Here is a 23,682-nt window from a genome sequence, read left to right as displayed (position 1 = left end):
TCCGTGGGCGCCGGCCGAGTGTGGCCGGCCTCCGGGCCGGTCAGACCGCTTGCGGCGGTCCCCGTCATCGACCGTCTGAGCCCGTCGGCCGGCTCGGTCGACGGCGGCGCGGTCGTCACCGTGCTCGGGTCGGGCTTCAAGTCGGTGAACCGCGAGGACGCCACCGCGGTGAAGTTCGGCGACCTCCCGGCCGACCGCTTCGTGGTGGTAAGTGACACCAAGCTGGTGGCGGTCGCGCCACCGGGCGTCCCGGGCACGGTACGCATCACCGTCGCCAACGGTGACGGCGTCAGCGTGAGCCGGACGGCGACGTTCTCCTACCGGGCGCCGATCGGGGTGGAGTTCGAGAGCGTCACGGTGTCCGCCACCGGTGGCGCCGAGATCCTGGCCGACGTCAACGGCAGCTCGCTCGGCACCGCCAGCGAGTTCACCGCCCTGAAGGTCACCGCACGGGTCGGCGAGGTGGCCGCGAAGGTCGCCTACGTGAACGCCGACCGGGTGAAGATCACCGTGCCGGCGACCACCGAGCTGGGACCGGTCACGGTCAGACTGCTCCAGGGCGAGTTCGCCGGGCCGGCGTCCACGGCGACGGTCACCTACGTGCCGGGGGTCACCACGATCACCCCGGCCCGGGTCAGCGCCGAGGGCGGCGACACCGTCCGGATCGTCGGCGGCGGTTTCGGCACGGTCGACCCGGACGATCCCGGCGCGGTCACCTTCGGCGGCACCCCGGCGGCGTCGTTCGAGGTCGTCTCGGACACGGTGATCGAGGCCACCGCCCCCGGCGGAGACGGCGGGCCGGTCGCGGTGGTGGTGAAGACGCCGGCTGCGAGCAGCCCGGAGTCGGCCACGGCCCGGGTCACCTACGTGGACGTGCTCACTGTGGACACCTCGGGCGGCGCCTTCATCCGGGCCAGTGGCGGATCGCACACCCTGGCCATCGCCGGCGGGACGCTCGGCGCCGACGCCAAGAGCTTCGCCGCCTCGGGCATCAGCCTGCTGCTGGGCACCACCAAGGTCACCGCGACCTGGGTGGACCCGACCCACCTGAGCATCCTCCTGCCGCCGCAGAGCGGTGAGTCGGCGACCCTGACACTGAAGAACGGCGCCGTCACCGGCATCGCCACCCTCCCGGTCATCCCGGTGGTGACCAGCCTGTCGGTCAGCTCCGGCTCGGTCACCGGCGGAAAACTGATCACGGTCCAGGTGGCCGGAGCGACTGCCATCACCGACTTCCGGTTCGGCGACACCGTGGCCGAGTGCTCGCCCGTCAAGAGCGGGTACGCCTGTGTCGCGCCGCCCGCCGCCGAGGCCGGACCGGTCTGGGTGCGGTTCACCACGGACACCGGTGTCGCCAGCGGGTTCACCGCGGCCGCGACGTTCAGCTACACCGACCTCGACTGAGACACCGGAGATCACTTCCATGGCGATTTCACAGAAGTCCCGCCGGATCACCGGCCTCGCCGCGCTCGCCGTCGTCGCCGCGACCGCCCTGTCCACCGAGGCGGCCGCGGCCGGGCAACAGACCGGAGCGCTGGAGACCGGAGCGCTCGCCGACCCGGTGGCACTCGTCGCCGACTTCGAGGACATGATCGCGGCGAAGGCGGGCGGCGGCACCGTCATCCCGGTGACCGTCGAAGGCGGAACCGTGGGCGACTCGGCGAAAGCCTTCGCGGCGCTCCGGATCACCGCGAAGATCGGCGAGACCATCGCTCCGGTCGCCTGGGTGGACGCGACCCACCTCAAGGTGACCGCCCCGCCGACCACCAGGGCCACCGCCGCGCGGATGCGGCTGCTCAAGGCCGGAGTCGCGGGTCCCGAGTCGACCGACCAGGTCGGATACACCCCGGGCGTGGCCATCGTGGCGCCGGCCGTGCTCAACGCCGGCGGCGGCGCCACCGTGACGATCACCGGCACCGGATTCCTCGGTGTCGACGCCACGAACCCGGAGTCAGTCAAATTCGGTGAGGTGAACGCCACCTCCTTCACCGTCCTGTCGGCTGTCAAGATCACCGCGGTGGCGCCGGCCGGCTCGAACGGCGTCACCCCGGTGCGGGTCGTCTCGACCGGCGGGGCCAGCCCGGTCACCGCCACCAGCCGGGTCAATTACCGGGCGCCGCTCGGCCTCTCCGGAACACCTGTGGCCAAGGCGACAGGCGGACAGGTGGTGCTGACGGTCACCGGCGCTGAACTCGGCGCCGACGTCAAGTCATTCACCGCCGAGAAGATCGCGGTGGTCGTGGGCAGCCGCACACTCCAGCCCACCTACATCGACGAGAACCGGATGCGGATCAACGTGCCGGCCGCCAGCACCGACACCGTGCCGGTGAAGATCATCCACGACGGGATCGCCGGTGAACCGGCCACGATCACCATGGCCCCGGTCGTGGTCAGCGTGTCCACCCCGACCGGCTCGGTGGCGGGCGGTAAACGGGTCACCATCCGGGCGGCGGGCGCCAACCTGGCGGAGGCCACCGATTTCCGGTTCGGCGACAAGGCAGCCACCTGCGTCAAGCAGGGCACCAGCACGGCACTGTCCTTCCTCTGCACCGTCCCGCCGGCTGACGCGCCCGGCCCGGTCCAGATCGGATTCACCACCGGCAACGGCAAGACGAGCCGCTTCACCGCGGCCGCCACATTCAGTTACACGGTCAACTGACGACCGCCGGCGGTGACCACCGCCCGGACGAAGCCGCGGACGATCGGGTGCGGATCGGAACCGTCGCCGGCCAGCTCGGGCTGGAACAGAGTGGCGAGGAAGAACGGGTGGCCGGGCAGCTCGGCCACCCGCACCTCGCCGCTCTCGTCACGGCCGGTGAAACGCATCCCGTGGGCGGTCAGCAGGTCGAGGTGGGCGCCGGCCAGACCATACGAACAGTGGTAGCGCTCCACCGTGCGGGACGTGCCCAGCAACTGCTCGATCAGTGACCCCGGCGTCACCTCGACGGCTGCCTCGTGCCCGGCCAGCGAGCAGGACAGCTCGACGATGAGCGAGTCGGCGCTCTCCTCCTCGCCCTCCGCATACTCCGAGTGGCTCGCGTTGACGAACCCGCACTCGTGCCGCGCGAACTCGAGCATGGCGTGCTGGAAGCCCCCACACGTGCCCAGGAACGGGATGCCGTCGAGCCGGGCCACCCGGGCCGCGGTGACGCCGCCCTCGGGGCTGCGATACGGGCTGCCCGGCACCAGCCAGATCCCGTCGAACCCGCGCAGGGCCGCCGGGTCCTCGGCGTCGGGCGTCGGGATCCAGTAGACGTCGAGGTCCTCCTCGTCGCGCAGCACGTCGAGCAGGGTGGGGATCCGGTTGTGCGCGCGAACGGCCGGTGACCGATCGCCGACCAGGGCGATTCTCTTCATGCCTCCACTCTCGTCCGCCGGCGAGATCAGGTCCAACGATGTCTGCTGTTCTCGGCATTAGCATTCCTGATGTGGACCCGCACCTGCTGCGCACGTTCGTGGCGGTGGCCGAGACCGGCTCGTTCTCGGCCGCCGCCCAGCGTCTCAGTTACACCCAGTCGGCCGTCTCGCAGCAGATCGCGCTCCTCGAGGCCGACCTCGGCACCCCGCTGCTGACCCGCCGGCCGGTCGGCCTCACCCCGGCCGGGGAACGCCTGCGACGGCACGCCACGATCCTGCTGACCCGGCTCGCCGCGGCCCGCGCCGACGTGACCCGGGCGGTGGCGCCACCCGGCCGGCTGATCGTCGGGCTGACCCCGCTCGCGTGGTCCCCGCGGGTCGCCGGCGCGCTGGCCGCGATCCGCGCCGAGTCGGCCCGCCTCGACAGCCGGGTGCTGGTCGACAGCCGGGACCGGATCGTCGCCGCAGCCGCCGCCGGGGAGATCGACATCGCCCTGGTCGACGGGTTCACCGCGCCCAACGACCCGCTGCCGCTCCCGCTGGCCGGGGCGATCGGGGTGGCCGAGGACACCGCCGTGGTGGCGGTTCCCCGCGATCATCCGCTGACGGCCCGCCGGACCGTGGACCTCGCCGACCTGACGGAGGCGTACTGGATCGACGCTCCGATGGTCTCGCCCTTGACCAGCCTGCCGGTGGACGGCCTGCGTGCCGGGCTGCGCTACGAGGGCGCCGACGTGGCGGTCCTGCTCGGGCTGGTCGAGGCCGGCCACGGGCTCACGGTCCTGCCGGCGAGCCTGTGCCTGCCGGCGAGCGTGTGCCTGCCGGCGAGCGTGTCTCTGCCGGCGAGCGTGTGCCTGCCTGCGAGCGTGTCCCTGTCCGCGAGAGCATCCGTGAGTGTGGCCGGTGGCGTCCCGCTGCCGCGGATGGTGCACCGGGTGGAGCTGCTGACCACGCCGGGCGCCGGCGCACCGGCGGCCCGGCTCAGCGAGCTTCTGACGAACGCAGCCCCTTGAGCAGCGCGATGTCCGCGGCGTGCCCCTCGTGCTCGACCGTCGGCGTCTCCACGATGACCGGGATGCCCTCGGTCGCCGGGTGGGCGAAGAGCTCGGCGAACGGCTCCGTGCCGATCCGGCCCTTGCCGATCGTCTCGTGCCGGTCCCGGGTCGAGCCGCACTCGTCCTTCGAGTCGTTCGCGTGGATCAGCTGGAGACGGCCCGGCCCGGCCGCCTCGACGAGCGCGTCGAGCGTCGACGTCATGCCGCCGGGGGTGGCCAGGTCGTGCCCGGCCGCCCAGGCGTGGCAGGTGTCGAAGCAGACGCCCAGCCACGGGTGCTGCTCCACGGCCGCCAGGTAGGCCGACAGGTCCTGCACCTTCGACGCCAGGCTCCGGCCGCCGCCCGCGCTCGGCTCGACCAGCAGTCTCGGCAGCTCCTCGGCAGCCGCCCGGTCGAGCAGCGGCAGCAGTTGCTCGTGCAGCTGGTGCATGGCCTTCTCGGCGTGCGCCTCGTCGACCGAGCTGCCGGCGTGGTAGACGACGGCCGTCGCGCCGATCGCCTTGCCGCGCAGCAGCGCGTGCTCCAGCGTGGCGATCGAGCGCTCCACCGTCAGCTCGGTCGGCGAACCCAGGTTCACCAGCAGCGACGCGTGGATGTAGGCGGGCAGCCCGCGCTCGCCGATCCCGTCCCGGAACAGCACGTCCTGCTTCGGGTCACCGGGCGGCAGGGCCCAGCCACGGGAGTTGGAGACGTACACCTGAAGGGTCTCCGAACCCGCGGCGTCGACGTAGGGGAGGGCCGCCTTGGCCAGCCCTCCCGACGTCTTGGTGTGTGATCCGATCCGGCGCAGCGTCACAGGAAGCACACCAGCTGGACGACGCTCTGCGGCGCGACCGGAGTGCCCGGGCCCGGGTTCATCTGCCGTGCCGTCTGGTTCGGGTCGCCGTTCAACTGGACCTGGACTCCCTGGGCCTGGAGCGCCTGAGCCGCCTGCTGGCATGGCTGGTTGGTCACGTCCTGCAGGATGATCTGCGCGGGGCCCTTGCTGATCGTGAGGGTGACCTGGGTGTTCTTTTCCACGCCGGTGCCCGGTTTGGGCGACTGGCTGAGCACCTCGTCGGCCGGCTTGTCGCTGTCCGCCGAGTTCTCCACGGCCTGGAGACCGCGCTCGTTGAGCAGCTGCCGGGCCTCGTTGATGTTCTTGCCCACCAGGTCGGGGATGGTGACCGGCGCCTTGCCCTTGCTCAGCACCAGGGTGACGGTCTCGCCGGGCTTGAGCTCGGTGCCCGCCTTGGGGTCGGTGGACAGCACGAAGCCTTCCGGCGCGGTGTCGCTGTACTGCCCCTTGCCCTGCTTGACCTTCAGCTTCAGGGCGTCCAGCTGGGCCTTGGCGGACGCCAGCTCCTGGCCCTCCAGCTCGGGCACCGGGTGCACCTCGGGGCCGAGCGACAGGATGACGGTGATGCTGTCACCTTGGACGATCTTGTCCTGCGGCCCGGGGTTCTGCTCCAGGACCGAGCCCTTCGCCACCGTCTCGCTGAATTTGCCGTCACCCAGGATGATCGTGAAACCCTCCTGCTTGGCGTACGCGGTGGCCTGGTCCTGGCTCATCGTCAGCAGCCGTGGCGTCTCGGTGTAGCGCCCGAGCGTCACCCACCAGGTGCTGCCCAGCACGACCAGCGCCATCACCGCGACCAGCGCGGTCAGCACGACCCGGCGCCGGTCCTCGAAGAAGCCGGACAGTCCACCGGCCGGCGCCGCGGCCCGGCGGTGCGGACCCGTGTTACGGCCGCCGCCCTGCTCCGGAAGCCGGGCCCAGGACGGGCGGTGCGACGCCTGATAGGCGGTGCCGGCCGGAACCGGGGGCACCATCGCGGTGGCGTCGGCCGACGGGATGGCCGGGACGATCCGGGTCGCGTCGGAGGTGCCGGGGGCGCCCGGGACCTGGCGCATCAGCGCGGTGTCGACGTGCTGCACGCCGAGACCGTCGCGGGTGGCCTGCACCTCGGACAGGAACGCGCCGGCGTCGGTCGGGCGTGAGCCGGCGTCGCGCCGGGTGGCCCGGGCGACGAGCCGGTCCAGCACCGGGGGCAGGCCGCGGATGATCGACGAGGGCGCCGGCACGTCGTTGTCGACGTGCTGCCAGGCCACCTCGATCGGCTCCTTGCCGTCGTACGGCACCCGGCCGGTCAGCATCTCGAAGAGCACGATGCCGGCCGAGTACACATCGGTACGCGCGTCGGCGTGCCCGTTCTGCACCAGTTCCGGAGCGACATACGCCACCGTGGCCATGAGCTGGCCGGAGTCGTCGACGGTGCTCGCCTCGATGGCCCGGGCCAGACCGAAGTCGGCCACCTTGACCACGGCGTCCACCAGGTCCGACGCGCCGCCGCTGGGCGCCTCGGCGACCAGCACGTTCTCTGGCTTGACGTCGCGGTGCACCAGGCCGGCGCGGTGTGCGGCGGCGATCGCGGCGAGCATCTGCTCGAGGATCGCGAGCGCCTCGACCGGGTTCAGCCGGGTGCGCTGGCTCAGCAGGTCACGCAGGGTGCGGCCCTGCACGAACTCCATCACCAGGTAGGGCAGGCCCTGGTGGCGCCCCTGGTCGTAGACCGCCACGACATTGGGGTGCGTCAGGCGGGCGATCGTCTTGGCCTCGTCGGTGAAACGGTCGACGAAGTGGACGTTGGTGGCCTGCGACGGGTGAATGATCTTCAGCGCGACGGTGCGCTCAAGCCGCTCGTCGGTGGCCCGGTAGACGGTCGCCATGCCACCACGGGCGACGCGACCGGTGATCCGGTAGCGCCCGTCAATCGTTGTGCCGATCAACGTATCGGCGACTGTGGTGTCCATCGGCGTGAAGTGTATGTGTCTTTCCAGTGGGGGTGGCCCAGGATGTCACAGCTGAGTCCAAACGGGTACCCAAACGCCGATGACCTGGGCTGATTGACGTGGAAGCCGTTCACATCAGGCGAAATTACGGATTTGTCACTCTGGGCTGCGGCGGTGATGGCTGTCACTGAGCCACGTCCAGACGCCACCGTCGAGGCTCGGCACGGCCGGGGAGCTCGGGCTCGGGCCGGCTGTGCCGCTGGGTGAGGCGGAGGCCGGCGCGGAGGGGTCCGGCGCGGTCGGCGTCGGCACCGGCGGCGTGTCGCAGTCGCAGTCCGGCGGGGTCGTGACAGGCGCCGCCGGCCGGGTGTTCTCCCTGCTCGGCGGGGGTGTCACGATGACCGTGGCGGTGGTCGTGGCGGGCTTCGGCGAGCTGGTGTGCGACCGGCGGGGAGTGCGGCCCATCCCGGCGTGACCGCCCTTCGCGGGCGGTGCGGCGGCCTCCGGCGCGGCCTCGAAGACGGGCGGCCTGGGTGGCGGCGGGGCGACCTCCGGCGCGGCTGCCGGCGGGTCGGTCATCCGCCCGGCGAAGGCGGTGGTCGCGACGAGGTAGGCCCCGGCCGCTCCGGCCAGCGCCAGCGCGCAGAAAGCAGCAACCGCGACAAATCGCCGTGGGGGCCGTTCCCCGGCCGCCACCGGCTCGGCGGGCATGTCGACGAGCGATCCCGGGAACGTGTTCATCCCGGTCGACGTGACGTCCGGCTCTGCCGCGCCGCGGCCCGCCGGGCGCCGGGCCAGGTCGTAGCGAAGGGACCGCCAGGCCCCGGCCATCTCCGCACGGATGTTGCGCCACAGGCTCATCAACAGTTCTCCGATCTGGTCTGGCACGCTGTACAGGTGACCGAACCCGTAACCCCCGGCCCCTCCGACTGGATCCCGCTGCCGGATGTGTCCGAAAAGCTCGGTGTGACGATCAGCAAGGTGCACCAGCTGATCCGCGAGGGATCGCTGCTCGCGGTCCGCCGGGACGGCATCCGGGTGGTGCCCGCCGAGCTGGTGGCGAACGCCACGGTGCTGAAGCACCTGCCCGGTGTCCTGACCCTGCTCCATGACGCCGGGTACAACGACGAAGAGGCCCTCGGGTGGCTGTACGAGCCGGACGAGAGCCTCGGCGGCAACGCGGCGGTGGCGCTCGGCGGCGACCGGGCCCGCGAGGCGAAACGGCGCGCGCAGGCGCTGGGCTTCTGACCAGCGCCTCTATGTGATCTATGCCACTAGGTCGGGAGGCGCGTCAGACCGAGCGCCGGGTCGCCGCGTCGGCCAGCGCCAGCAGCACCTCGCGCGCCTCCTGCTCGATCGGCGCCGCGTCCAGCGCCGTCAGCGCCTCCCGGCTCAGCGCGTCGATCCGGGCCTCGGTGGCGTCCAGCGCGCCCGACTCCCGGATGATTGCCCGCAGCCGTTCCACGCCCGCGTCGTCGAGCGCCGGATCACCCAGCGCCGCGTCCAGCTCGGCGCGACCGGCCGTGCCGAGCGCCGCCAGCGCCGACGCCACCAGGTAGGTGCGCTTGCCCTCGCGCAGGTCGTCACCGGCCGGCTTGCCGGTCTGCGCCGGATCGCCGAACACCCCGAGCACGTCGTCACGCATCTGGAACGCCTCACCCAGCGGCAGGCCGAACGCCGTGTACGACGCGGAGACCGCCGGGCCCGCCCCGGCCAGCGCCGCGCCCAGCAGCAGCGGCCGCTCCACCGTGTATTTCGCCGACTTGAACCGGGCCACCTTGCCGGCCCGCTCCAGCGACGTGTCGGCGGTCGCCTGGGTGAGCACGTCCAGGTACTGCCCGACGGTCACCTCGGTCCGCATCAGGTCGAAGACCGGCCGCGCCCGGGCCAGCTCGGCCAGGCCCATCCCGGACGTGTGCAGCAGATCGTCCGACCAGACCAGCGCCAGGTCGCCGAGGAGCACCGCCGCCGAGTCACCGAACCCGGCCGCGTCGCTGCGCCAGCCCTCCCGCCGGTGCAGCAGCTCGAACCGCCGGTGCACCGAGGGCTCGCCGCGCCGGGTGTCCGACCGGTCCATCAGGTCGTCGTGGATCAGCGCGCTCGCCTGGACCAGCTCCAGCGCCGAGACGGCCGCCACCACCTCGTCCGAGTCGATGCCACCGGCGCCCCGGAACCCCCAGTAGGCGAACGCCGGCCGCAGCCGCTTGCCGCCGCCCAGCACGAACGCCGACACCGCATCGGCCACCTCGGCCAGCGCCGGGTCGATCTCCAGCAGGTGCGCCCGCTGGGTCGCGAGGAAACCGGAGAGGGCCTTGTCGACGCGGGGCCGCAGACCGGCCCGCTCGAGCGGAGAGTTCGTCACCCTTCCAGACGCTATCTAATGCCCTCCGGCCCTGTTCAGCCGGGGAAAACCCGACGGTAGAGTTCCGGTCATGGCTCTCGGACTTCCCTCCCGGCTGCCCGGCACGCCGTCCGTCGGTGATCTGGTCCGCGGCTCGGCGCCGACGTTCTCGTTCGAGTTCTTCCCACCGAAGACACCGGTCGGCGAGGAGCGCCTCTGGCAGGCGATCCGGGAGCTGGAGTCGCTGCGGCCCAGCTTCGTGTCGATCACCTACGGGTCCGGCGGCACCACCCGGGACACCACGGTCGCGGTCACCGAGCGGGTCGCCACCGAGACCACCCTGCTGCCGATGGCGCACCTCACCGCGGTCGACCACTCGGTCGCCGAGCTGCGCAACGTGATCGGCCGGCTGGCCGGGGCCGGCATCAGCAACATCCTGGCCGTCCGGGGCGACCCGCCCGGCGACCCCACCGGCGAGTGGATCCGGCATCCGCAGGGTGTGCTCTACGCCGAGGAGCTGGTCCGGCTGATCCGCGAGTCGGGAGACTTCAGCGTCGGGGTGGCCGCCTTCCCCTACAAACATCCGCGCTCGGCCGACGTGGAGAGCGACACCCGGGCCTTCGTCCGCAAGTGCCGGGCCGGCGCCGATTTCGCGATCACCCAGATGTTCTTCGACGCCGACGACTACCTGCGCCTGCGTGACCGGGTCGCTGCCGAGGGCTGCGACACCCCGATCCTGCCGGGGCTGATGCCGGTGACCCAGATGGCCACGATCGAGATGGCGACGAAATTCTCCGGCGCCCCGTTCCCGGCGGCGCTGCTGCCACGTTTCGAGCGTCTGGCCGGCGATCCGGAGGCGGTCCGGGCGCTGGGCATCGAGATGTGTGCCGAGATGTGCGCCAGGCTGCTGGACGAGGGCGTGCCGGGCATCCACTTCATCACCCTCAACCGCTCCACCGCGACCCGCGAGGTCTGGCAGCTCCTGGCCCCCTCCGAGGTCGCCGCAGCCGCCGCCTGACGTGCCCCCACCCGCCGGCGGTGTGATGGGCTGGGACGACTATGTGGCGGCGTGGTCACGGCTGCATGGTGGCTTCGATCCGCGAAGCGCCTCGCCTCCGGTCCGTGGGTGGGTGCTCTGCGCGTACCGGATCGGGTCCTTTCTAAGTCGTAAGCGGATCGCGCCGCTCACGGTGACCCTCGCCGGTCTGCTGCTGTGTCTCGCCGTGCCGGTGGTGATCGGCCTGGCCGGTCCGGCCGGCCTGGCCGCCGGCGCGCTGCTGGTGCTGCTGGCCGCCGTCGCCGACGGGCTGGACGGCGCGGTCGCGGTGGTGTCCGGGCGGGTGAGCAGGGCCGGGCACGTGTACGACTCGGTCGCCGATCGTCTCGGTGAGGCCGCCTGGCTGACCGCGTTCTGGCTGGCCGGAGTTCCCGCCTGGCTCGCGGTGGCGGCCGGCGCGGGCAGCTGGCTGCACGAATACCTGCGGGCCCGGGCCGCCACCGCCGGGATGACCGAGATCGGCGCGGTGACCGTGGGGGAGCGGCCGACCCGCGTCTCGGTGGCCGTGACGGGCCTGCTCCTGGCGCCGGTGACGACCCTCGTGCTGCCCGTCGCCGCGGCCGTCTGGCTGCTGCTACAGGTCGTCGGCCTGGCGCAGCTCATTGTCGCGGTCCATCGCGCGCTGCGCTGACCCGCGTTTATTGGGTTGTCGGTGATCGATGCCGGGCCTATTTTTTCTACAGCGGATCCGAGCGGGCTGGAACGGTCCTGAGCTGTGATTTCGCTAAAGCGCAAACGATTTTCCGGGGGGTGACGAAATGAGTGCGGTTCTGGTTCTGAACGCCGACTGCGGGCCGCTGCACCGGGTCAGCCTCCGGCATGCGATCCGGATGCTGTTCCGTCAGGTCGCCGTGGTTCACGAGGCGCAGCCGGACACCCGGATGGGTGTCTATCCGGTGCCGACCGTGGTGCGGCTGGTGTCCTATGTGGTGACGCGGTGGCGTCGTGGCCGTGGTCCGGGCTGGTCGCGGGCCGGTGTGCTGGTGCGTGACGGGCGGAGGTGCGCCTACTGCGGTGACGGCGCGTCGACCATCGACCACGTGCTGCCGCGTTCGCGGGGTGGCCGCAACGAATGGCTGAACACCGTCGCGGCGTGTGGGCGCTGCAACAACCGCAAGGGTGACCGCACCCCGGCCGAGGCCCGGATGCCGCTGCGCATCACGCCGTTCGCGCCGGTCTGGTCCGCCCATCTCTGAGCCTTCCTCTCGGGCGGCCGGCGAGTTGACACGGGGACTCGCCGGCCGCCCTCTTTCCGTCGGCGAGAATGCGACGGAGACAAAGGGGAGAGCGGGTGGCGGAACTGGACGGGCTGCGGGAGATCCGCGAGCGGCGGGCCCGGCTCGACGCCGAGGAACTGGAGCTGATCGATCGGGCCCGGCGTTCCGGCGTGACCTGGCCGGCCATCGCCGCCGCGCTCGGACTCGGCAGCCGCCAGGCCGCCGAGCAGCGCCGCCGCCACCTGGCCGAGGCCGCCGAACGCGATTCGCTGCCCCGCCGGCAGGAGCTCGATCAGGGCTACGGCGACAGCGCCTCCCGCCTGCGTGAACAGGCGGTCGACCTGTACCGGCGAATCGGCGCGGACCGCCGCTGGGACGCCCGGTTCACCCGTGCCGCCCTGGTCCGGGAAACCCTCTCGGCCGCTCCGGACGCCCCGGCCGGCGCCCTCTACGACCTGGTGACCGCCGCTCTCGGCGATCTGGAGAACCGGCTGCTGCCGCAGCCGCTGCGAGCCTCGGTGGAGCGTCTCCGGGCCGAGTCTCAGAACCCGAGCCGTCCCAGATAGGCGACCACGTCGGCCACGTCGTGGGTGGCGCAGCCGACGTAGTTGTCCGGCCGGACGAGGAGCAGTGTGGGCCCGTCGGTGCCGTAGACCGGCGCGGCCTCGGTGACGTGATGGACCGGAACGGACAGCTCGGGCAGCGGCGCCGCCCAGTCGAAGGCCAGCAGGGTGGCGTGCGGCCCGCGCAGCCGGTCGAAGATCCGCCCGCCGGTGTGGAGGGGCGCGTCCGGCGCCCGGTCACCGGCACGAACCCCGCCGGGCCGCGGCCGGTGCTCCGCGGCGAGGGTGGCGCCCCGATAGCCGAGCGACAGCTGTCGCAGCACCGGGTCGTCCCGGCGCATCGCGTCGTCGGCGCCCTCGACGTGCCGCCGGTGCAGGTGGGTGCTGATCCCGAGGACCGACGCGGCGACCGGCAGCCGCTCCTCCTCGTAGGTGTCCAGAACCGCCGAGCTGCCGGTGGCGATCTTCCAGCCCAGGTTGTACGCGTCCTGAATGCCGGTGTTGAGCCCCTGCCCACCGGCCGGTGAGTGCACGTGGGCGGCGTCCCCGGCGAGGAACACGTGCCCGGCCCGGAACCGGGACGCCATCCGCATGTTGGCCCGGAACTCGGACGTCCAGCCCACCTCGGTGACCGTGATCGACGGATCGACGGCGGCCACCAGCTCGGCCGGGGTGAGATCCGACGGCGGAGCGGTGAGCTGGAACCAGCCGTCCCCGGGCAGCGGGCACAGCCCGAGCCGGAACGCCCGCCCCTCGCCGGGCCACACGTGCCAGTGGTCGCGGTCGAGGCCGGTGAGCCGGACGTCGGCGATGAACATCCGCTCCTCCTCGTGGGTCTCGCCCTCGAAACCGATGCCGGCCAGCTTGCGGACGGTGCTGCGCCCGCCGTCCGCGCCGACCAGCCAGCGGGCGTCCACGGTCTCGCCGGTGTCCAGGGTGACCCGGATGCCGCCGTCGATCGGGGTGAAACCGGTGAGCCCGACGCCGAACTCCACGCCGATGCCGTCGGCGAGCAGCTCGGAGGTGTGCCACTGGGGGAGCATCAGCATGTTCGGCCAGGGGACCGAGGGGGTCGGCGCGTGCTGTTCGTCGAGGCGGAACCGGTGGGTCCCGCCGTCCGGCAGATGCGCCAGCAGCTCCGGGTAGTCGCCGCCGGCCGCCAGGAAGCGCTCGACCAGCCCGAGGTCGTCGAGGACTTCGAGGGTGCGGGGTTGCAGGCCCTTGCCGCGCGAGCCGTCGAACGGCTTCGCCGACTTCTCCACGATCCGGTACGGCACGCCGTGCCGGTCGAGCTGGCGGGCCAGGGTGAGCCCGGTCGGCCCGGCGCCTGCGATTACGGTGAATTCTGATTCAGTGAACACGGATTCACCGTACGGCCGCTGGTAACCTCCGTCAAGTGGTGATGGGCACGCGCGCACAGCAGGCTGCGCAGACCGAGCTGGAACTGAAGGCGGCCGCGATCCGGGTGTTCGAGCGGGTGGGCTACCTGAACGCCAAGATCACTGACATCACGGCCGAGGCCGGGCGGGCCACCGGCTCCTTCTACAAGCATTTCCCGAGCAAGGAGAAGCTGCTGGAGGCGCTGCTGGCCGGCCTGCTCGCCGAGGGCGACGCCAGCGCCGAGCTGGCCGGCCATCTGGACGACTTCCGCGACCGGGCGGCGGTGCGCTGGCACGTCGCCGTCTACTGGGCCTTCTACCGCGACCATCGCGCGGTCATGTCGGCGCTCCAGCAGGCCGCGACCGTCGACGAGGAGTTCGCGCGCCGCAGCCGCGAGATGCTCGAGCCCGACCTGCGCCACATCGCCGATCATCTGGCCGGGCTACGGCCGCCGGGCGGCCCGCTGGTCGGGGCGTCGTTCTTCACCGCGACGCTCTCGTCGGTCGCCGCCGCGTGGTTCGCCGACCCGGATCCGGCGGCCGGCGAGACCGAAACGATCGAGGCCCTGACCACGTTCCTGCACACCGGTCTCGGCGGGCAGAACCCATAGATTGTACGAATTGCGCAGAGCCCCGTGGCTACCACGCGAGGCAGGCGCCGCTCCCGGCCGATTCGCGGCCGCCGGGCTGAATGCGGCGGTCACCGAGCGGCGGCTACGCCGCCGAACCCCGGGCCGGCTCTCGCTGTTGGCCCTGTGTCAGCGCATTCGTGCGGTTCCTTGATCAGCCGCCGGGGTCACCGTTTTTCTTGGCGCGCGTGAGGCGCGGCGAGTGCCGGCTATGCGGGATCTGTGGGGGCTGGTATCGACCGGCGACTTCAGCGGTGCGCCAGATTTATCCAGTTATATAGCGTTCGGGGGTTCGGGTGGTTCCGTGCAGCTCCGGTGTTCCCTTCGCGGGCTTCGGGATCATGCACGTCTTTGCCCCCTCGCGGCGATCTTGCACGGTTCTTCACGTCTCGAGTTTCGCCATTTTGCGCAGCGACATCGCCGGTCAGGGTCGACGCTGGGGTGAATCTCGCCTTCGCCCTGGTCAGTGTCATCCTCAGCGAACCTTGCAAGATCATCGTGAGGTTTTATGACCTTGGGCGGCCGTCCGGAGGCGGTGCCGGGAGCGGGCCGCCGAGGGCGGGTCCGCCGGTCGCAGCGGTGGTCAGCGCACACGTTCGCCGATCGTGTGCGCCTGCTTCGCTCTGACGGGGACGGGCGCACACGTTGTGCCGTCCGCGTGCGCCTGCCGTCGTCCCGGCGAGGGTGAAGTCGCACGTTGCCGCATCGTGTGCGCTGGTCGTCGCGTGCTGGCGACCATGCCGGGCCGAACACTGGCGACCGCGTCTGGCCGAAGGGCCGGCGGTCGCGTCTGGCCGAAGGGCCGGCGGTCGCGTCCGGCCGAAGGACCGGCGGCCGCGTCCGGCGGAAGGCCCACCGGCAACACGGCCCGGGCGAAGAACCGGTGCGCCCTGCAGTGATGCCAGGCCGGCGCGACCGAAGCAAACGATCCCTAAATGACGAATCTCGAGTTCACGTCCTGGGGTGCGTAATCGTGCAAGGTCCACGTCCTGGCGTGGACCTTGCAGGCGTTTCCTCGCCGGGGCGTGTCTCGCCGGGGCGTGGAGAACCGTGCAAGATCGCCGCGAGCGAGCACAGACGTGCAAGATCGGCTCGAGGGCCGGGTGGTGCAGCAGTGGGAGCCAGCCGGAGCCACCGGTACGCCCCGGCGGTCGCGTTGCGGGCCGGGCTGCCGCGGGCGTCGCGTTGGAGCCACGGGCGGGGTGGCTGCGGGTGGGGGCGGCCCACGGCGTACCGCTGCGAAGGTCTTTAAAACCGGATGCCCGGCACGCCGTTGTGCCGGGCATCCGAAGAAGCCGGGTACCGGACACGCCGTTGTGGCCGGTACCTGGAGTCAGGGGGCGGTCAGTGCTTGCTGAGCGCCTTGCGGTAGTCGCTGTTCAGGCGGCCGATGAGGCTCAGCGGGATGCCCTTGGGGCAGACCGTGGTGCACTCGCCGGCGTTGGTGCAGCCGCCGAAACCGGCGTCGTCCTGCGCCTGGAGCATGTCGAGGACGCGGCTGTCGCGCTCCGGCTGGCCCTGCGGCATCAGGCCGAGGTGGGTGATCTTCGCGGCGGTGAACAGCATCGAGGAGCCGTTCGGGCAGGCCGCCACGCAGGCGCCGCAGCCGATGCAGGTGGCCGCCTCGAACGCCGCGTCGGCGTCCTTCTTGGGCACCGGCGTGGCGTGGGCGTCCGGCGCGGTGCCGGTCGGGACGGTGATGTAACCGCCGGCCTGGATGATCTTGTCGAAGGCGCTGCGGTCGACGACCAGGTCCTTGATCACCGGGAAGGCGGCGGCCCGCCACGGCTCGACGTCGATCACGTCGCCGTCGGAGAACTTGCGCATGTGCAGCTGGCAGGTGGTGGTGGCCTTCTCCGGGCCGTGCGCCACCCCGTTGATCACCATGCTGCACGCGCCGCAGATGCCCTCACGGCAGTCGTGGTCGAACGCGATCGGGTCGTCGCCGGAGAGGATCAGCGTCTCGTTGAGCACGTCGATCATCTCGAGGAACGACGCGTCGGGGGAGATCCCCTGCACGTCGTAGGTGACCATCTTGCCGCCGGCCGAGGGGCCGGATTGACGCCACACCCTGACCTTGATGTCCATTACTTGTAGCTCCGCGTGCTCGGGTGGACGTACTCGAAGTTGAGGTCTTCCTTGTGCAGGACCGGCTTGCCGTCCGCGCCGAAGTACTCCCAGGCCGCCGCGTAGCTGAACTGGTCGTCGTGGCGCAGCGCCTCACCGTCCGGGGTCTGCGACTCGGCCCGGAAGTGGCCGCCGCAGGACTCCCGCCGGTGCAGCGCGTCGATGCACATCAGCTCGCCGAGCTCGATGAAGTCGGCGACCCGGCCGGCCTTCTCCAGGTTCTGGTTGAGCTCCTCGCCCTTGCCCGGCACCTTCACCCGGGTCCAGAACTCCTCCTTGAGCGCCCGGATCAGGCCGATGGCCTTGGTCAGGCCCTCCTCGGTCCGCTCCATGCCGCAGTACTCCCACATGATCTGGCCGAGCTCGCGGTGGAACGAGTCCACGGTGCGGTCGCCGTCGATCGACAGGAACTTCTCGATCCGGTCCTCGACCTGCTTCCGGGCCTCGACCACCGGGGCGTCCGACTCGGTCACCGCGGGGAACGGGCCGGCCGCGAGGTAGTTGCTGATCGTGTTCGGGAGCACGAAGTAGCCGTCGGCCAGGCCCTGCATCAGCGCGGACGCGCCGAGCCGGTTGGCGCCGTGGTCGGAGAAGTTAGCCTCGCCCACCACGAACAGGCCGGGGATCGTCGACTGGAGGTCGTAGTCGACCCACAGGCCACCCATCGTGTAGTGCACGGCGGGGTAGATGCGCATCGGCGTCTCGTACGGGTCCTCGCCGGTGATCCGCTCGTACATCTCGAAGAGGTTGCCGTACTTCGCCTCGACCGCCTTGCGGCCCAGCCGCTTGATCGCGTCGGCGAAGTCCAGGTACACGCCGAGGCCGCCGGGGCCGACGCCGCGGCCCTCGTCGCAGACGTTCTTGGCGGCCCGCGACGCGATGTCCCGGGGCACCAGGTTGCCGAACGACGGGTAGATCCGCTCCAGGTAGTAGTCGCGGTCCTCCTCGGCGATCGCACCGGCCGGCTTCGGGCAGTCGGCGGCCTTCTTCGGCACCCAGACCCGGCCGTCGTTGCGCAGCGACTCCGACATCAGGGTCAGCTTCGACTGGTGCGAGCCGGACTCCGGGATGCAGGTCGGGTGGATCTGCGTGTAGCAGGGGTTCGCGAACAGCGCGCCCTTGCGGTGCGCCCGCCACGACGCGGTGACGTTGCAGCCCTTGGCGTTCGTGGACAGGAAGAAGACGTTGCCGTAGCCCCCGGAGGCCAGCACCACGGCGTCGGCGAATTCGGTGGTGATCTCGCCGGTGACCATGTCGCGGACCACGATGCCGCGGGCCTTGCCGTCCACGATGATCAGTTCCAGCATCTCGTGCCGGGCGTTCATCTCGACGTTGCCGAGGCCGATCTGGCGCTCCAGGGCCTGGTACGCGCCGAGCAGCAGCTGCTGGCCCGTCTGGCCCCGGGCGTAGAAGGTCCGGGACACCTGGGTGCCGCCGAACGAGCGGTTGTCGAGCAGGCCGCCGTACTCGCGGGCGAACGGGACGCCCTGGGCCACGCACTGGTCGATGATGTTCACCGACACCTGGGCCAGGCGGTAGACGTTCGACTCGCGGGCGCGGAAGTCGCCGCCCTTGACCGTGTCGTAGAACAGCCGGTAGACGGAGTCGCCGTCGTTGCGGTAGTTCTTCGCGGCGTTGATGCCACCCTGCGCGGCGATCGAGTGCGCGCGGCGCGGGCTGTCCTGGTAGCAGTAGGACTTGACCCGGTACCCGGCCTCGGCCAGGGTTGCCGCGGCCGAGCCGCCGGCCAGGCCGGTGCCGACCACGATGACCGTCAGCTTGCGGCGGTTCGCCGGGTTGACCAGCTTGGCGGAGAACTTGCGCCGCTCCCAGCGGGTCTCGACCGGCCCGTCCGGGGCGGCCTTGTCGAAGACCGGCTCGCCGTCGGCCCAGAAGTCGTTAGCCGTCATGATCAACCCACCAATCCGGTCAGGACCGCGATCGGCACCGAGAGGTACATCGCGACCAGGATCACCGAGAGCGTCAGGGCGATCGCCTTGGCCCGGCGCTCGCCCTTGATCGTCTGCTGGCCCATCGTGCGGGCCGCGCTCCAGATGCCGTGCCGCAGGTGGAAACCGACGGCCACGACCGCGAGGACGTAGAAGAGGGTCACGTACCAGCGGTCGGGAGCGAAGCCCTCGACCACCCGCTCGGACGGGGCGGAGTCGCCGCCGGCCGGGTTCACCTTGCCCAGGGTCAGGTCGAGGATGTGCCAGATCACGAACAGCACGATGATCACGCCGCCCCAGCGCATGGTGCGTGCGGCGTAGCTGCCCTGCACCTTCGGCCGGTGGGCGTACTTGACCGGCCGGGCCTTCTTGGCGCGGATGGTCAGCGCGGCCGCCGCCCAGATGTGCAGGCCGATCGCGGCCAGCAGGCCGAAGCGCTGGATCCAGAGGAACCAGGCGTGCGGCAGCAGGGGGGTGCCGAGCTCCCGCAGCCACTCCGCGTAGTGGTCGAAGTCCGACTCGCCCACGAAGATCTTGAGGTTGCCGGCCGCGTGCGCGAAGAGGAAGAAGACCAGCAGCGCGCCGCTGGCCGCCATGATCAATTTGAGTACGACCGACGAGGGCCGGACCGACTTCGGCGGCGTGGGGCGTGCCGTCGCACCCGCAGCCTTGGTCGTCTTGGGAATAGGAGTGTCTACCGCCACAACTTGGACGGTAGAAAGTCCCGATCGATTCGTCTAATGCATGCAGGTGCTGCTCTCCATAGCCGTAAGCTATTAAGGTGCAGCTGCAACAACTCAGGTACTTCGTAGCGGTGGCAGAGACGCGACATTTCACCCAAGCGGCGGATGAATTGGGCGTCTCCCAACCAACCCTGAGTAAGCAGATTCACACCCTTGAGATGTCACTCGGCGCGCCACTCTTCGAGCGCATCCGTGGGGGCGTGACCCTCACCGTAGCCGGAGAAACCCTGCTCCCGCTGGCACAGCGGATGATCGCGGACGCGGATGCGGCACGGGACGCGGTCGCCGACATAGTCGGGCTCCGGCGTGGCGAGATCCGCCTCGGCGCCACCCCCAGCCTCTGCTCCTCGCTGGTGCCGTCGGTGCTCCGGGCGTACCGCTCGCACCACCCCGGGATCCGGCTGCACGTGACCGAGGGCAGCTCGCAGGACATGATCGCGGACCTGCTCGCGCACACCCTCGACCTGGCCCTCATCGTGCAGCCCGAGCACGGCGTCGACCCGGCCCTGGAGACCGCCGAGCTGCTCCGGGAGAGCCTGGTGGTCGCGTCGGTCGCGAGTGGCCCGCCGCCCACCGTGGCCCGCCAGCTCGACCTGATCGAGCTGCGGCACACCCCGATGGTGATGTTCCGCGACGGCTACGACATCCGTGACGTCACCCTCCAGGCCTGCGAGCGGGCCGGCTTCACCCCCAAGTTCGCCGTCGAGGGCGGCGAGATGGACGCGGTGCTCGCCTTCGTCGAGGCCGGCCTCGGCGTCGCCCTGGTGCCGAGCATGGTGCTGACCAACCGTCCACTGTTGCGGGCCACCCCGCTCGCGCCACCCGGCATGCGCCGCACCATCGCCCTGGCCCAGCGCCGCGGCGCGATCATGTCGCATGCCGCCGCCGCGCTCCGCGAGGTCGTCATCGAGCACTGCGCGGCCACCGTCCACATCGGGTAGTCAAGCGGGTGCGGCGCGTTTAGGCTGCGGAGGTGTGGCATGGCGAGTACCGGGATCCCCGGCTGGTCGAGGTCTACGACGCCGAACACCCCTGGGGCTGGGAGGACGACTTCTTCATGCGGGTCCTCGCCGACCGCATGGCGCCCCGGGTCCTCGACCTCGGCTGCGGCACCGGCCGCCTGGCGATCGCGATGGCCGGAGCCGGGCACGAGGTGACCGCGGTCGACCCGGCCCGCGCCAGCCTCGACGCCGCCCGCCGCCGGCCCGGCGCCGCCGGGGTCCGCTGGATCGAGGGTTCCTTCGAGGCGCTGCCGCCGCGCGCGTTCGACGCCGCCTTCCTGACCGGTCACGTCGCCGAGCTGATGGTGACCGACGAGGAGTGGTCCGGCGCCCTGCATGCCCTGCGCGACTCGCTGCTCGTCGACGGGCGGCTGATCCTGGACAGCCGCGACCCGGCCGCCCGCCCGTGGCAGCGGTGGGACCGGGCCGGCACCGAGCGGCCCATCGTTCTCTCCGACGGCTCGTCGGTGATCGCGTGGACGGAGAGCGTCCCGGCCGCCGACGAGCGCACCGTATCGGTGGTCCATCACTATCTGTTTCCGGACGGATTGGAGCTGACCAGCACCGCGGTGCACCGATTCCGCGACGAAACCACGCTGCGTGACACTCTGCGCGCTGCCGGTTTCCGGGTCGACCAGCTCTACGGTGGATGGAGCCGGGAGCCCGCCGGCCTCAGCGAGGACGGCGAACTGATAGTGATCGCGATCGCTGAGCCTCGGATAGCGCCCTGATGTGCCGCGTTACTTACTGAACCATTGCAGGACATGAATACCGGACTACTATCCGGCAGGCATCGGTACCGACCTCAACGACGGGGCTAGGTGGCATGTCCGACAACGAGTGGCCAAGGCAGTTGCCTCCGCCGGACCACGGCGACTGGAGCGAGGCGCCGCACAGCCGCGGCCGGCTCCTGCTTGCCGCCGTCCTGGTGATCACGGTCCTGCTGGTCGCCGGCGGCGTCGCCTGGCGGCTGATGAGCAACGGGACGTCCACGCCCGCCGCGCAGCCCAGCGCCGCGCCCGTTCCGTCGGTCAGCTCGCCCACCGTCACCCCCTGCCCCGACCCCGAGCTCGTCGTGGCCGCCGCCCCGGAGATCGCGCCGGTGATCGAGAAGGTCGCGGCCGACCTCAAACCGGCCGGGCAGCGCTGCGCGCCGATCGTGGTCCGCGCCGAGGAGCCGGGCGTCACCGTCGACGCCAAGGAACAGCCCGACGTGTGGGTGCCGTCGTCGAGCGTCTGGCTGCGGATCGCCGCCGACCGCAAGCACAGCTTCCAGACCTCCGGCGCCACCCTCGCCTGGTCGCCGATCGTGCTGGCCGCCCCGCCCGCGCTCGCCGACCAGTACGCCAAGGACGGCAAGACCGCCTGGACCACGCTGATCAAGGCGGTCACCGAGGAACGGGTCCCGGTCGTCAACATGCCCGACCCGCTGATCACCACGACCGGCCTGCTCAGCGTCCACGGCGTGCACGCCGCCACGGCACTGACCACGAAGGACCCCGGCATCGCCCAGCTGCGCGCCCTGACCCTGCGCAGCCGGCTCACCAAGGCGAACGCCGACCCCACCGCCCTGATCACCCAGATGACCCGGGAGGAGGACGCCGGTTCGGCCGCGTTCGGCGTCGGCGTCTTCCCGGTGGTCGAGCAGCAGGTCGTCGCCTATCAGAAGGCCGGGCACAAGGTCTCGCTGACACCCGCGGTGCCGGTCGACGGCCAGGTCGAGGCGGACTACCCGTTCGCGGTCCGCAAGGGCGTCAAGACCGGCCTGGTCGAGCAGCTGCGCACGGCGATCAGCAGACCGGAGCTGGCCGAGGCCGGGTTCCGCACCGAGCCCACCGCGGGCACCGCACGCCTGCCGGAGTCGGCGGCGGCGATGCTCACCCCGGCCAAGCAGTGGGCCGGGTTCCAGACCGTGGCGTTCCAGGTGCTGCTGCTGATCGACAACTCCGGCTCGATGAACGAGAAGATCGGCGCCGGGCCGGAGACCAAGGCGTCGCTGCTGCGCCAGTCCGGGGTCAGCGCGGCCGAGCTGTTCAACGAGGAGACCACGATCGGGATGTGGTACTTCGGCGCGGCCGGGGCGGCCGACCCCGCGCACACCGAGGTGGTCCCGTTCGGGCCGATCACCGCGGCCGTCGACGGCAAACCCCGGCGGCAGGCGCTCGGCGAGGCGATCGGCTCGTACCGGCCGCGGACGGGCGCCGGCACACCGCTCTACCAGAGTGTTCTCGACGGTGTCGAAGCGATGCGCGCGCAGGCCCAGCCCGGCCGCCCGTCGGTGGTCGTGGTGCTCACCGACGGCGACGACGGCGGCACCCGGTTCGCGATGAGCCAGCAGGAGTTCCTGAAACGGCTCAACGCCGGGCGCGACCCGGCCCGGCCGGTGCAGATCTTCGCGGTCGGCTACGGACCGGGCGCCGACCTGAAGTCGCTGGGGGAGATGGCGAAGGCGACGGGCGGCCAGGCGATCGGGGCCCGCAATCCGGCCGACCTCGCCTCCGCGATGGCCAAGGCGTTCCTGGCGACCCGCTCGTCGTAGAACGGGTCAGGGCGGGCCGATCTCGTCGGCCACGATCTTGGCGGACAGCGTCACCATCGGCAGGCCGCCGCCCGGGTGCACCGAACCGCCGACCAGGTACAGCCCGCCCACCGGCCCGCGGTTGCCAGGCCGCAGCAGGCCGCCCGCGGTACCGTAGATCGCCCCGCCCGGCGCCCCCGCCGACTCGGCCAGATCCGCCGGGGTACGCGTCTCCACGAACTCCAGCCGATCCCGCACGTCCACCCCGCGCCGGGCCAGCACGTCCAGGACATGACCGGCGTACGCGTCCGCCAGCCCCGGCCGCCGCCAGTCCACAGCGGACCCGCCGGTTCCGTGCCGGGGCGTGTTGACCAGCACGAACCACGCCTCCCGCCCGTCCGGCCGGACCGCCGGGTCGACGGCCCGGGTGACGAACACCGCCGGATCGTCGACCGGCCGGGCCCGCCGCCCCGGCCCCGGGAAGATCGCGTCGAACTCCGCGTCGTAGCGGCGCGGGAAGAAGACCGTGTGATGGGCCAGCTCCGGGGTGTCCCCGCGCACGCCCAGCAGCAGCACGAACCCGCCCAGGCTGCGGTCGGCGAGCCCGGTCAGCCGGGCCGGGCTCGGCAGCAGATCCCGGTACAGGGTGATCGCGTCCACATTCGACACCACCACGTCGGCGCGGACGAACCGGCCCGAACGCAGGGTCACTCCGCGTACCGCGGCGTCGGCCTCGATCGCGGCCACCTCGGAACCCAGCTCCAGGCGTACCCCCAGATCGTCGCATCGCGCGCGCAGCGCCGCGGCCAGCGTGCCCAGCCCGCCCGGCAGATACCAGCCGCCGTGCGTCAGTTCGGCGTAGGGGATCGCGGGGGGGGGCCCCCCCGCCCCCCCCCGCTCAGTTGACGGGTTCGTCGGGGTTGCGGGCACCCCCCAACGCCCCCGCCGGGGCCCCCCCAATGGCCCGGCCCCGG

21 protein-coding genes and 1 pseudogene are annotated in these 23,682 nt (G+C 71.6%); 12 read left to right on the top strand and 10 right to left on the bottom strand.

Annotation, left to right across the window (positions count from 1 at the left end; genetic code table 11):
- Positions 1-3: 3 nt before the first annotated feature.
- Together AB0E94_RS37490 and AB0E94_RS37485 are read left to right on the top strand one after the other, a co-directional pair.
- Positions 4-1,404, top strand: a complete 1,401-nt coding sequence (locus AB0E94_RS37490) for an IPT/TIG domain-containing protein (protein WP_360336355.1) — start codon at positions 4-6, stop codon at positions 1,402-1,404.
- A 19-nt stretch (positions 1,405-1,423) separates the two neighbouring features.
- Entirely contained in the window at positions 1,424-2,659 is a 1,236-nt protein-coding gene (locus AB0E94_RS37485; RefSeq protein ID WP_360336353.1) for an IPT/TIG domain-containing protein, read from the top strand.
- On the opposite strand, the gene AB0E94_RS37480 is transcribed toward AB0E94_RS37485, so the two are convergent.
- Positions 2,644-3,357 (bottom strand): hypothetical protein, encoded by a 714-nt coding sequence (locus AB0E94_RS37480; protein ID WP_360336351.1) that lies wholly within the window; start codon positions 3,355-3,357, stop codon positions 2,644-2,646. The genes AB0E94_RS37485 and AB0E94_RS37480 overlap by 16 nt on opposite strands.
- Positions 3,358-3,428: 71 nt before the next feature.
- Here AB0E94_RS37480 and AB0E94_RS37475 point away from each other — a divergent pair, with 71 nt between their 5' ends.
- Positions 3,429-4,370: a LysR family transcriptional regulator gene (locus AB0E94_RS37475; protein ID WP_360336349.1), complete on the top strand. Its 942-nt coding sequence runs from the start codon at positions 3,429-3,431 to the stop codon at positions 4,368-4,370.
- Here AB0E94_RS37475 and AB0E94_RS37470 read toward each other — a convergent pair.
- The 3 genes from AB0E94_RS37470 to AB0E94_RS37460 form a co-directional block, all read right to left on the bottom strand.
- Complete coding sequence (locus tag AB0E94_RS37470; protein ID WP_360336347.1) at positions 4,339-5,208, bottom strand: deoxyribonuclease IV; 870 nt, start codon at positions 5,206-5,208, stop codon at positions 4,339-4,341. The two genes, AB0E94_RS37475 and AB0E94_RS37470, sit on opposite strands and share 32 nt — an antisense overlap.
- On the bottom strand, positions 5,205-7,205 hold the full coding sequence (gene pknB, locus AB0E94_RS37465; RefSeq protein ID WP_360336345.1) for a Stk1 family PASTA domain-containing Ser/Thr kinase: 2,001 nt from the start codon (positions 7,203-7,205) through the stop codon (positions 5,205-5,207). The genes AB0E94_RS37470 and pknB overlap by 4 nt, the downstream gene beginning before the upstream one ends.
- 135 nt (positions 7,206-7,340) lie before the next feature.
- Entirely contained in the window at positions 7,341-8,072 is a 732-nt protein-coding gene (locus AB0E94_RS37460) for a hypothetical protein (RefSeq protein WP_360336343.1), read from the bottom strand.
- A 9-nt stretch (positions 8,073-8,081) separates the two neighbouring features.
- Between AB0E94_RS37460 and AB0E94_RS37455 the strand changes: the two genes are divergently transcribed.
- A complete protein-coding gene (locus tag AB0E94_RS37455; RefSeq protein ID WP_360336341.1) occupies positions 8,082-8,432 on the top strand; it encodes an Rv2175c family DNA-binding protein in 351 nt (116 codons plus the stop codon).
- 43 nt (positions 8,433-8,475) lie between these two features.
- Here AB0E94_RS37455 and AB0E94_RS37450 read toward each other — a convergent pair whose 3' ends face one another.
- Positions 8,476-9,546 carry a polyprenyl synthetase family protein gene (locus AB0E94_RS37450; RefSeq protein WP_360336339.1) on the bottom strand — a complete coding sequence of 357 codons (1,071 nt, stop codon included), beginning with the start codon at positions 9,544-9,546 and terminating at the stop codon, positions 8,476-8,478.
- A gap of 70 nt (positions 9,547-9,616) precedes the next feature.
- On the opposite strand from AB0E94_RS37450, the gene metF reads away from it, so the two are divergent.
- The 4 genes from metF (at position 9,617) to AB0E94_RS37430 (ending at position 12,365) form a co-directional block, all read left to right on the top strand.
- Complete coding sequence (gene metF, locus AB0E94_RS37445; protein ID WP_360336337.1) at positions 9,617-10,543, top strand: methylenetetrahydrofolate reductase [NAD(P)H]; 927 nt, start codon at positions 9,617-9,619, stop codon at positions 10,541-10,543.
- A gap of 25 nt (positions 10,544-10,568) precedes the next feature.
- Positions 10,569-11,213: a CDP-alcohol phosphatidyltransferase family protein gene (locus tag AB0E94_RS37440; RefSeq protein ID WP_360336440.1), complete on the top strand. Its 645-nt coding sequence runs from the start codon at positions 10,569-10,571 to the stop codon at positions 11,211-11,213.
- A 127-nt stretch (positions 11,214-11,340) separates the two neighbouring features.
- Positions 11,341-11,778 carry an HNH endonuclease gene (locus AB0E94_RS37435; RefSeq protein WP_360336335.1) on the top strand — a complete coding sequence of 146 codons (438 nt, stop codon included), beginning with the start codon at positions 11,341-11,343 and terminating at the stop codon, positions 11,776-11,778.
- A 95-nt stretch (positions 11,779-11,873) separates the two neighbouring features.
- Positions 11,874-12,365 carry a hypothetical protein gene (locus AB0E94_RS37430; RefSeq protein ID WP_360336333.1) on the top strand — a complete coding sequence of 164 codons (492 nt, stop codon included), beginning with the start codon at positions 11,874-11,876 and terminating at the stop codon, positions 12,363-12,365.
- On the opposite strand, the gene AB0E94_RS37425 is transcribed toward AB0E94_RS37430, so the two are convergent.
- Positions 12,341-13,723, bottom strand: a complete 1,383-nt coding sequence (locus AB0E94_RS37425) for an FAD-dependent monooxygenase (protein ID WP_360336331.1) — start codon at positions 13,721-13,723, stop codon at positions 12,341-12,343. The two genes, AB0E94_RS37430 and AB0E94_RS37425, sit on opposite strands and share 25 nt — an antisense overlap.
- A gap of 41 nt (positions 13,724-13,764) precedes the next feature.
- Here AB0E94_RS37425 and AB0E94_RS37420 point away from each other — a divergent pair, with 41 nt between their 5' ends.
- Complete coding sequence (locus AB0E94_RS37420; RefSeq protein WP_360336438.1) at positions 13,765-14,352, top strand: TetR/AcrR family transcriptional regulator; 588 nt, start codon at positions 13,765-13,767, stop codon at positions 14,350-14,352.
- Between the two features lie 1,362 nt (positions 14,353-15,714).
- On the opposite strand, the gene AB0E94_RS37415 is transcribed toward AB0E94_RS37420, so the two are convergent.
- The 3 genes from AB0E94_RS37415 to AB0E94_RS37405 are packed head-to-tail and all read right to left on the bottom strand — an operon-like array spanning position 15,715 to position 19,150.
- Positions 15,715-16,458 (bottom strand): succinate dehydrogenase/fumarate reductase iron-sulfur subunit, encoded by a 744-nt coding sequence (locus tag AB0E94_RS37415; protein ID WP_360336329.1) that lies wholly within the window; start codon positions 16,456-16,458, stop codon positions 15,715-15,717.
- Positions 16,458-18,407, bottom strand: coding sequence for a fumarate reductase/succinate dehydrogenase flavoprotein subunit (locus AB0E94_RS37410; protein ID WP_360336327.1), 1,950 nt, complete (start codon positions 18,405-18,407; stop codon positions 16,458-16,460). The genes AB0E94_RS37415 and AB0E94_RS37410 overlap by 1 nt, the downstream gene beginning before the upstream one ends.
- A gap of 2 nt (positions 18,408-18,409) precedes the next feature.
- Entirely contained in the window at positions 18,410-19,150 is a 741-nt protein-coding gene (locus tag AB0E94_RS37405) for a succinate dehydrogenase cytochrome b subunit (RefSeq protein WP_360336325.1), read from the bottom strand.
- 71 nt (positions 19,151-19,221) lie between these two features.
- Between AB0E94_RS37405 and AB0E94_RS37400 the strand changes: the two genes are divergently transcribed.
- From AB0E94_RS37400 to AB0E94_RS37390, 3 genes are all read left to right on the top strand, one after another.
- Positions 19,222-20,130, top strand: a complete 909-nt coding sequence (locus AB0E94_RS37400; RefSeq protein ID WP_360336436.1) for a LysR substrate-binding domain-containing protein — start codon at positions 19,222-19,224, stop codon at positions 20,128-20,130.
- A gap of 32 nt (positions 20,131-20,162) precedes the next feature.
- A complete protein-coding gene (locus AB0E94_RS37395; protein ID WP_360336323.1) occupies positions 20,163-20,921 on the top strand; it encodes a class I SAM-dependent methyltransferase in 759 nt (252 codons plus the stop codon).
- 95 nt (positions 20,922-21,016) lie between these two features.
- Entirely contained in the window at positions 21,017-22,729 is a 1,713-nt protein-coding gene (locus AB0E94_RS37390) for a substrate-binding domain-containing protein (protein WP_360336321.1), read from the top strand.
- Positions 22,730-22,735: 6 nt separating this feature from the next.
- Here AB0E94_RS37390 and AB0E94_RS37385 read toward each other — a convergent pair.
- Positions 22,736-23,578, bottom strand: a pseudogene (locus tag AB0E94_RS37385) (FAD-dependent oxidoreductase); the annotation flags it as partial.
- Positions 23,579-23,682 lie beyond the last annotated feature (104 nt).

Origin of the sequence: Actinoplanes sp. NPDC026670 (genome assembly GCF_040638175.1) — a bacterium.
Taxonomy (GTDB): domain Bacteria; phylum Actinomycetota; class Actinomycetes; order Mycobacteriales; family Micromonosporaceae; genus Actinoplanes.
Note: the sequence above shows the minus strand (reverse complement) of the source record. Positions and strands in the feature narration are given on the sequence as shown.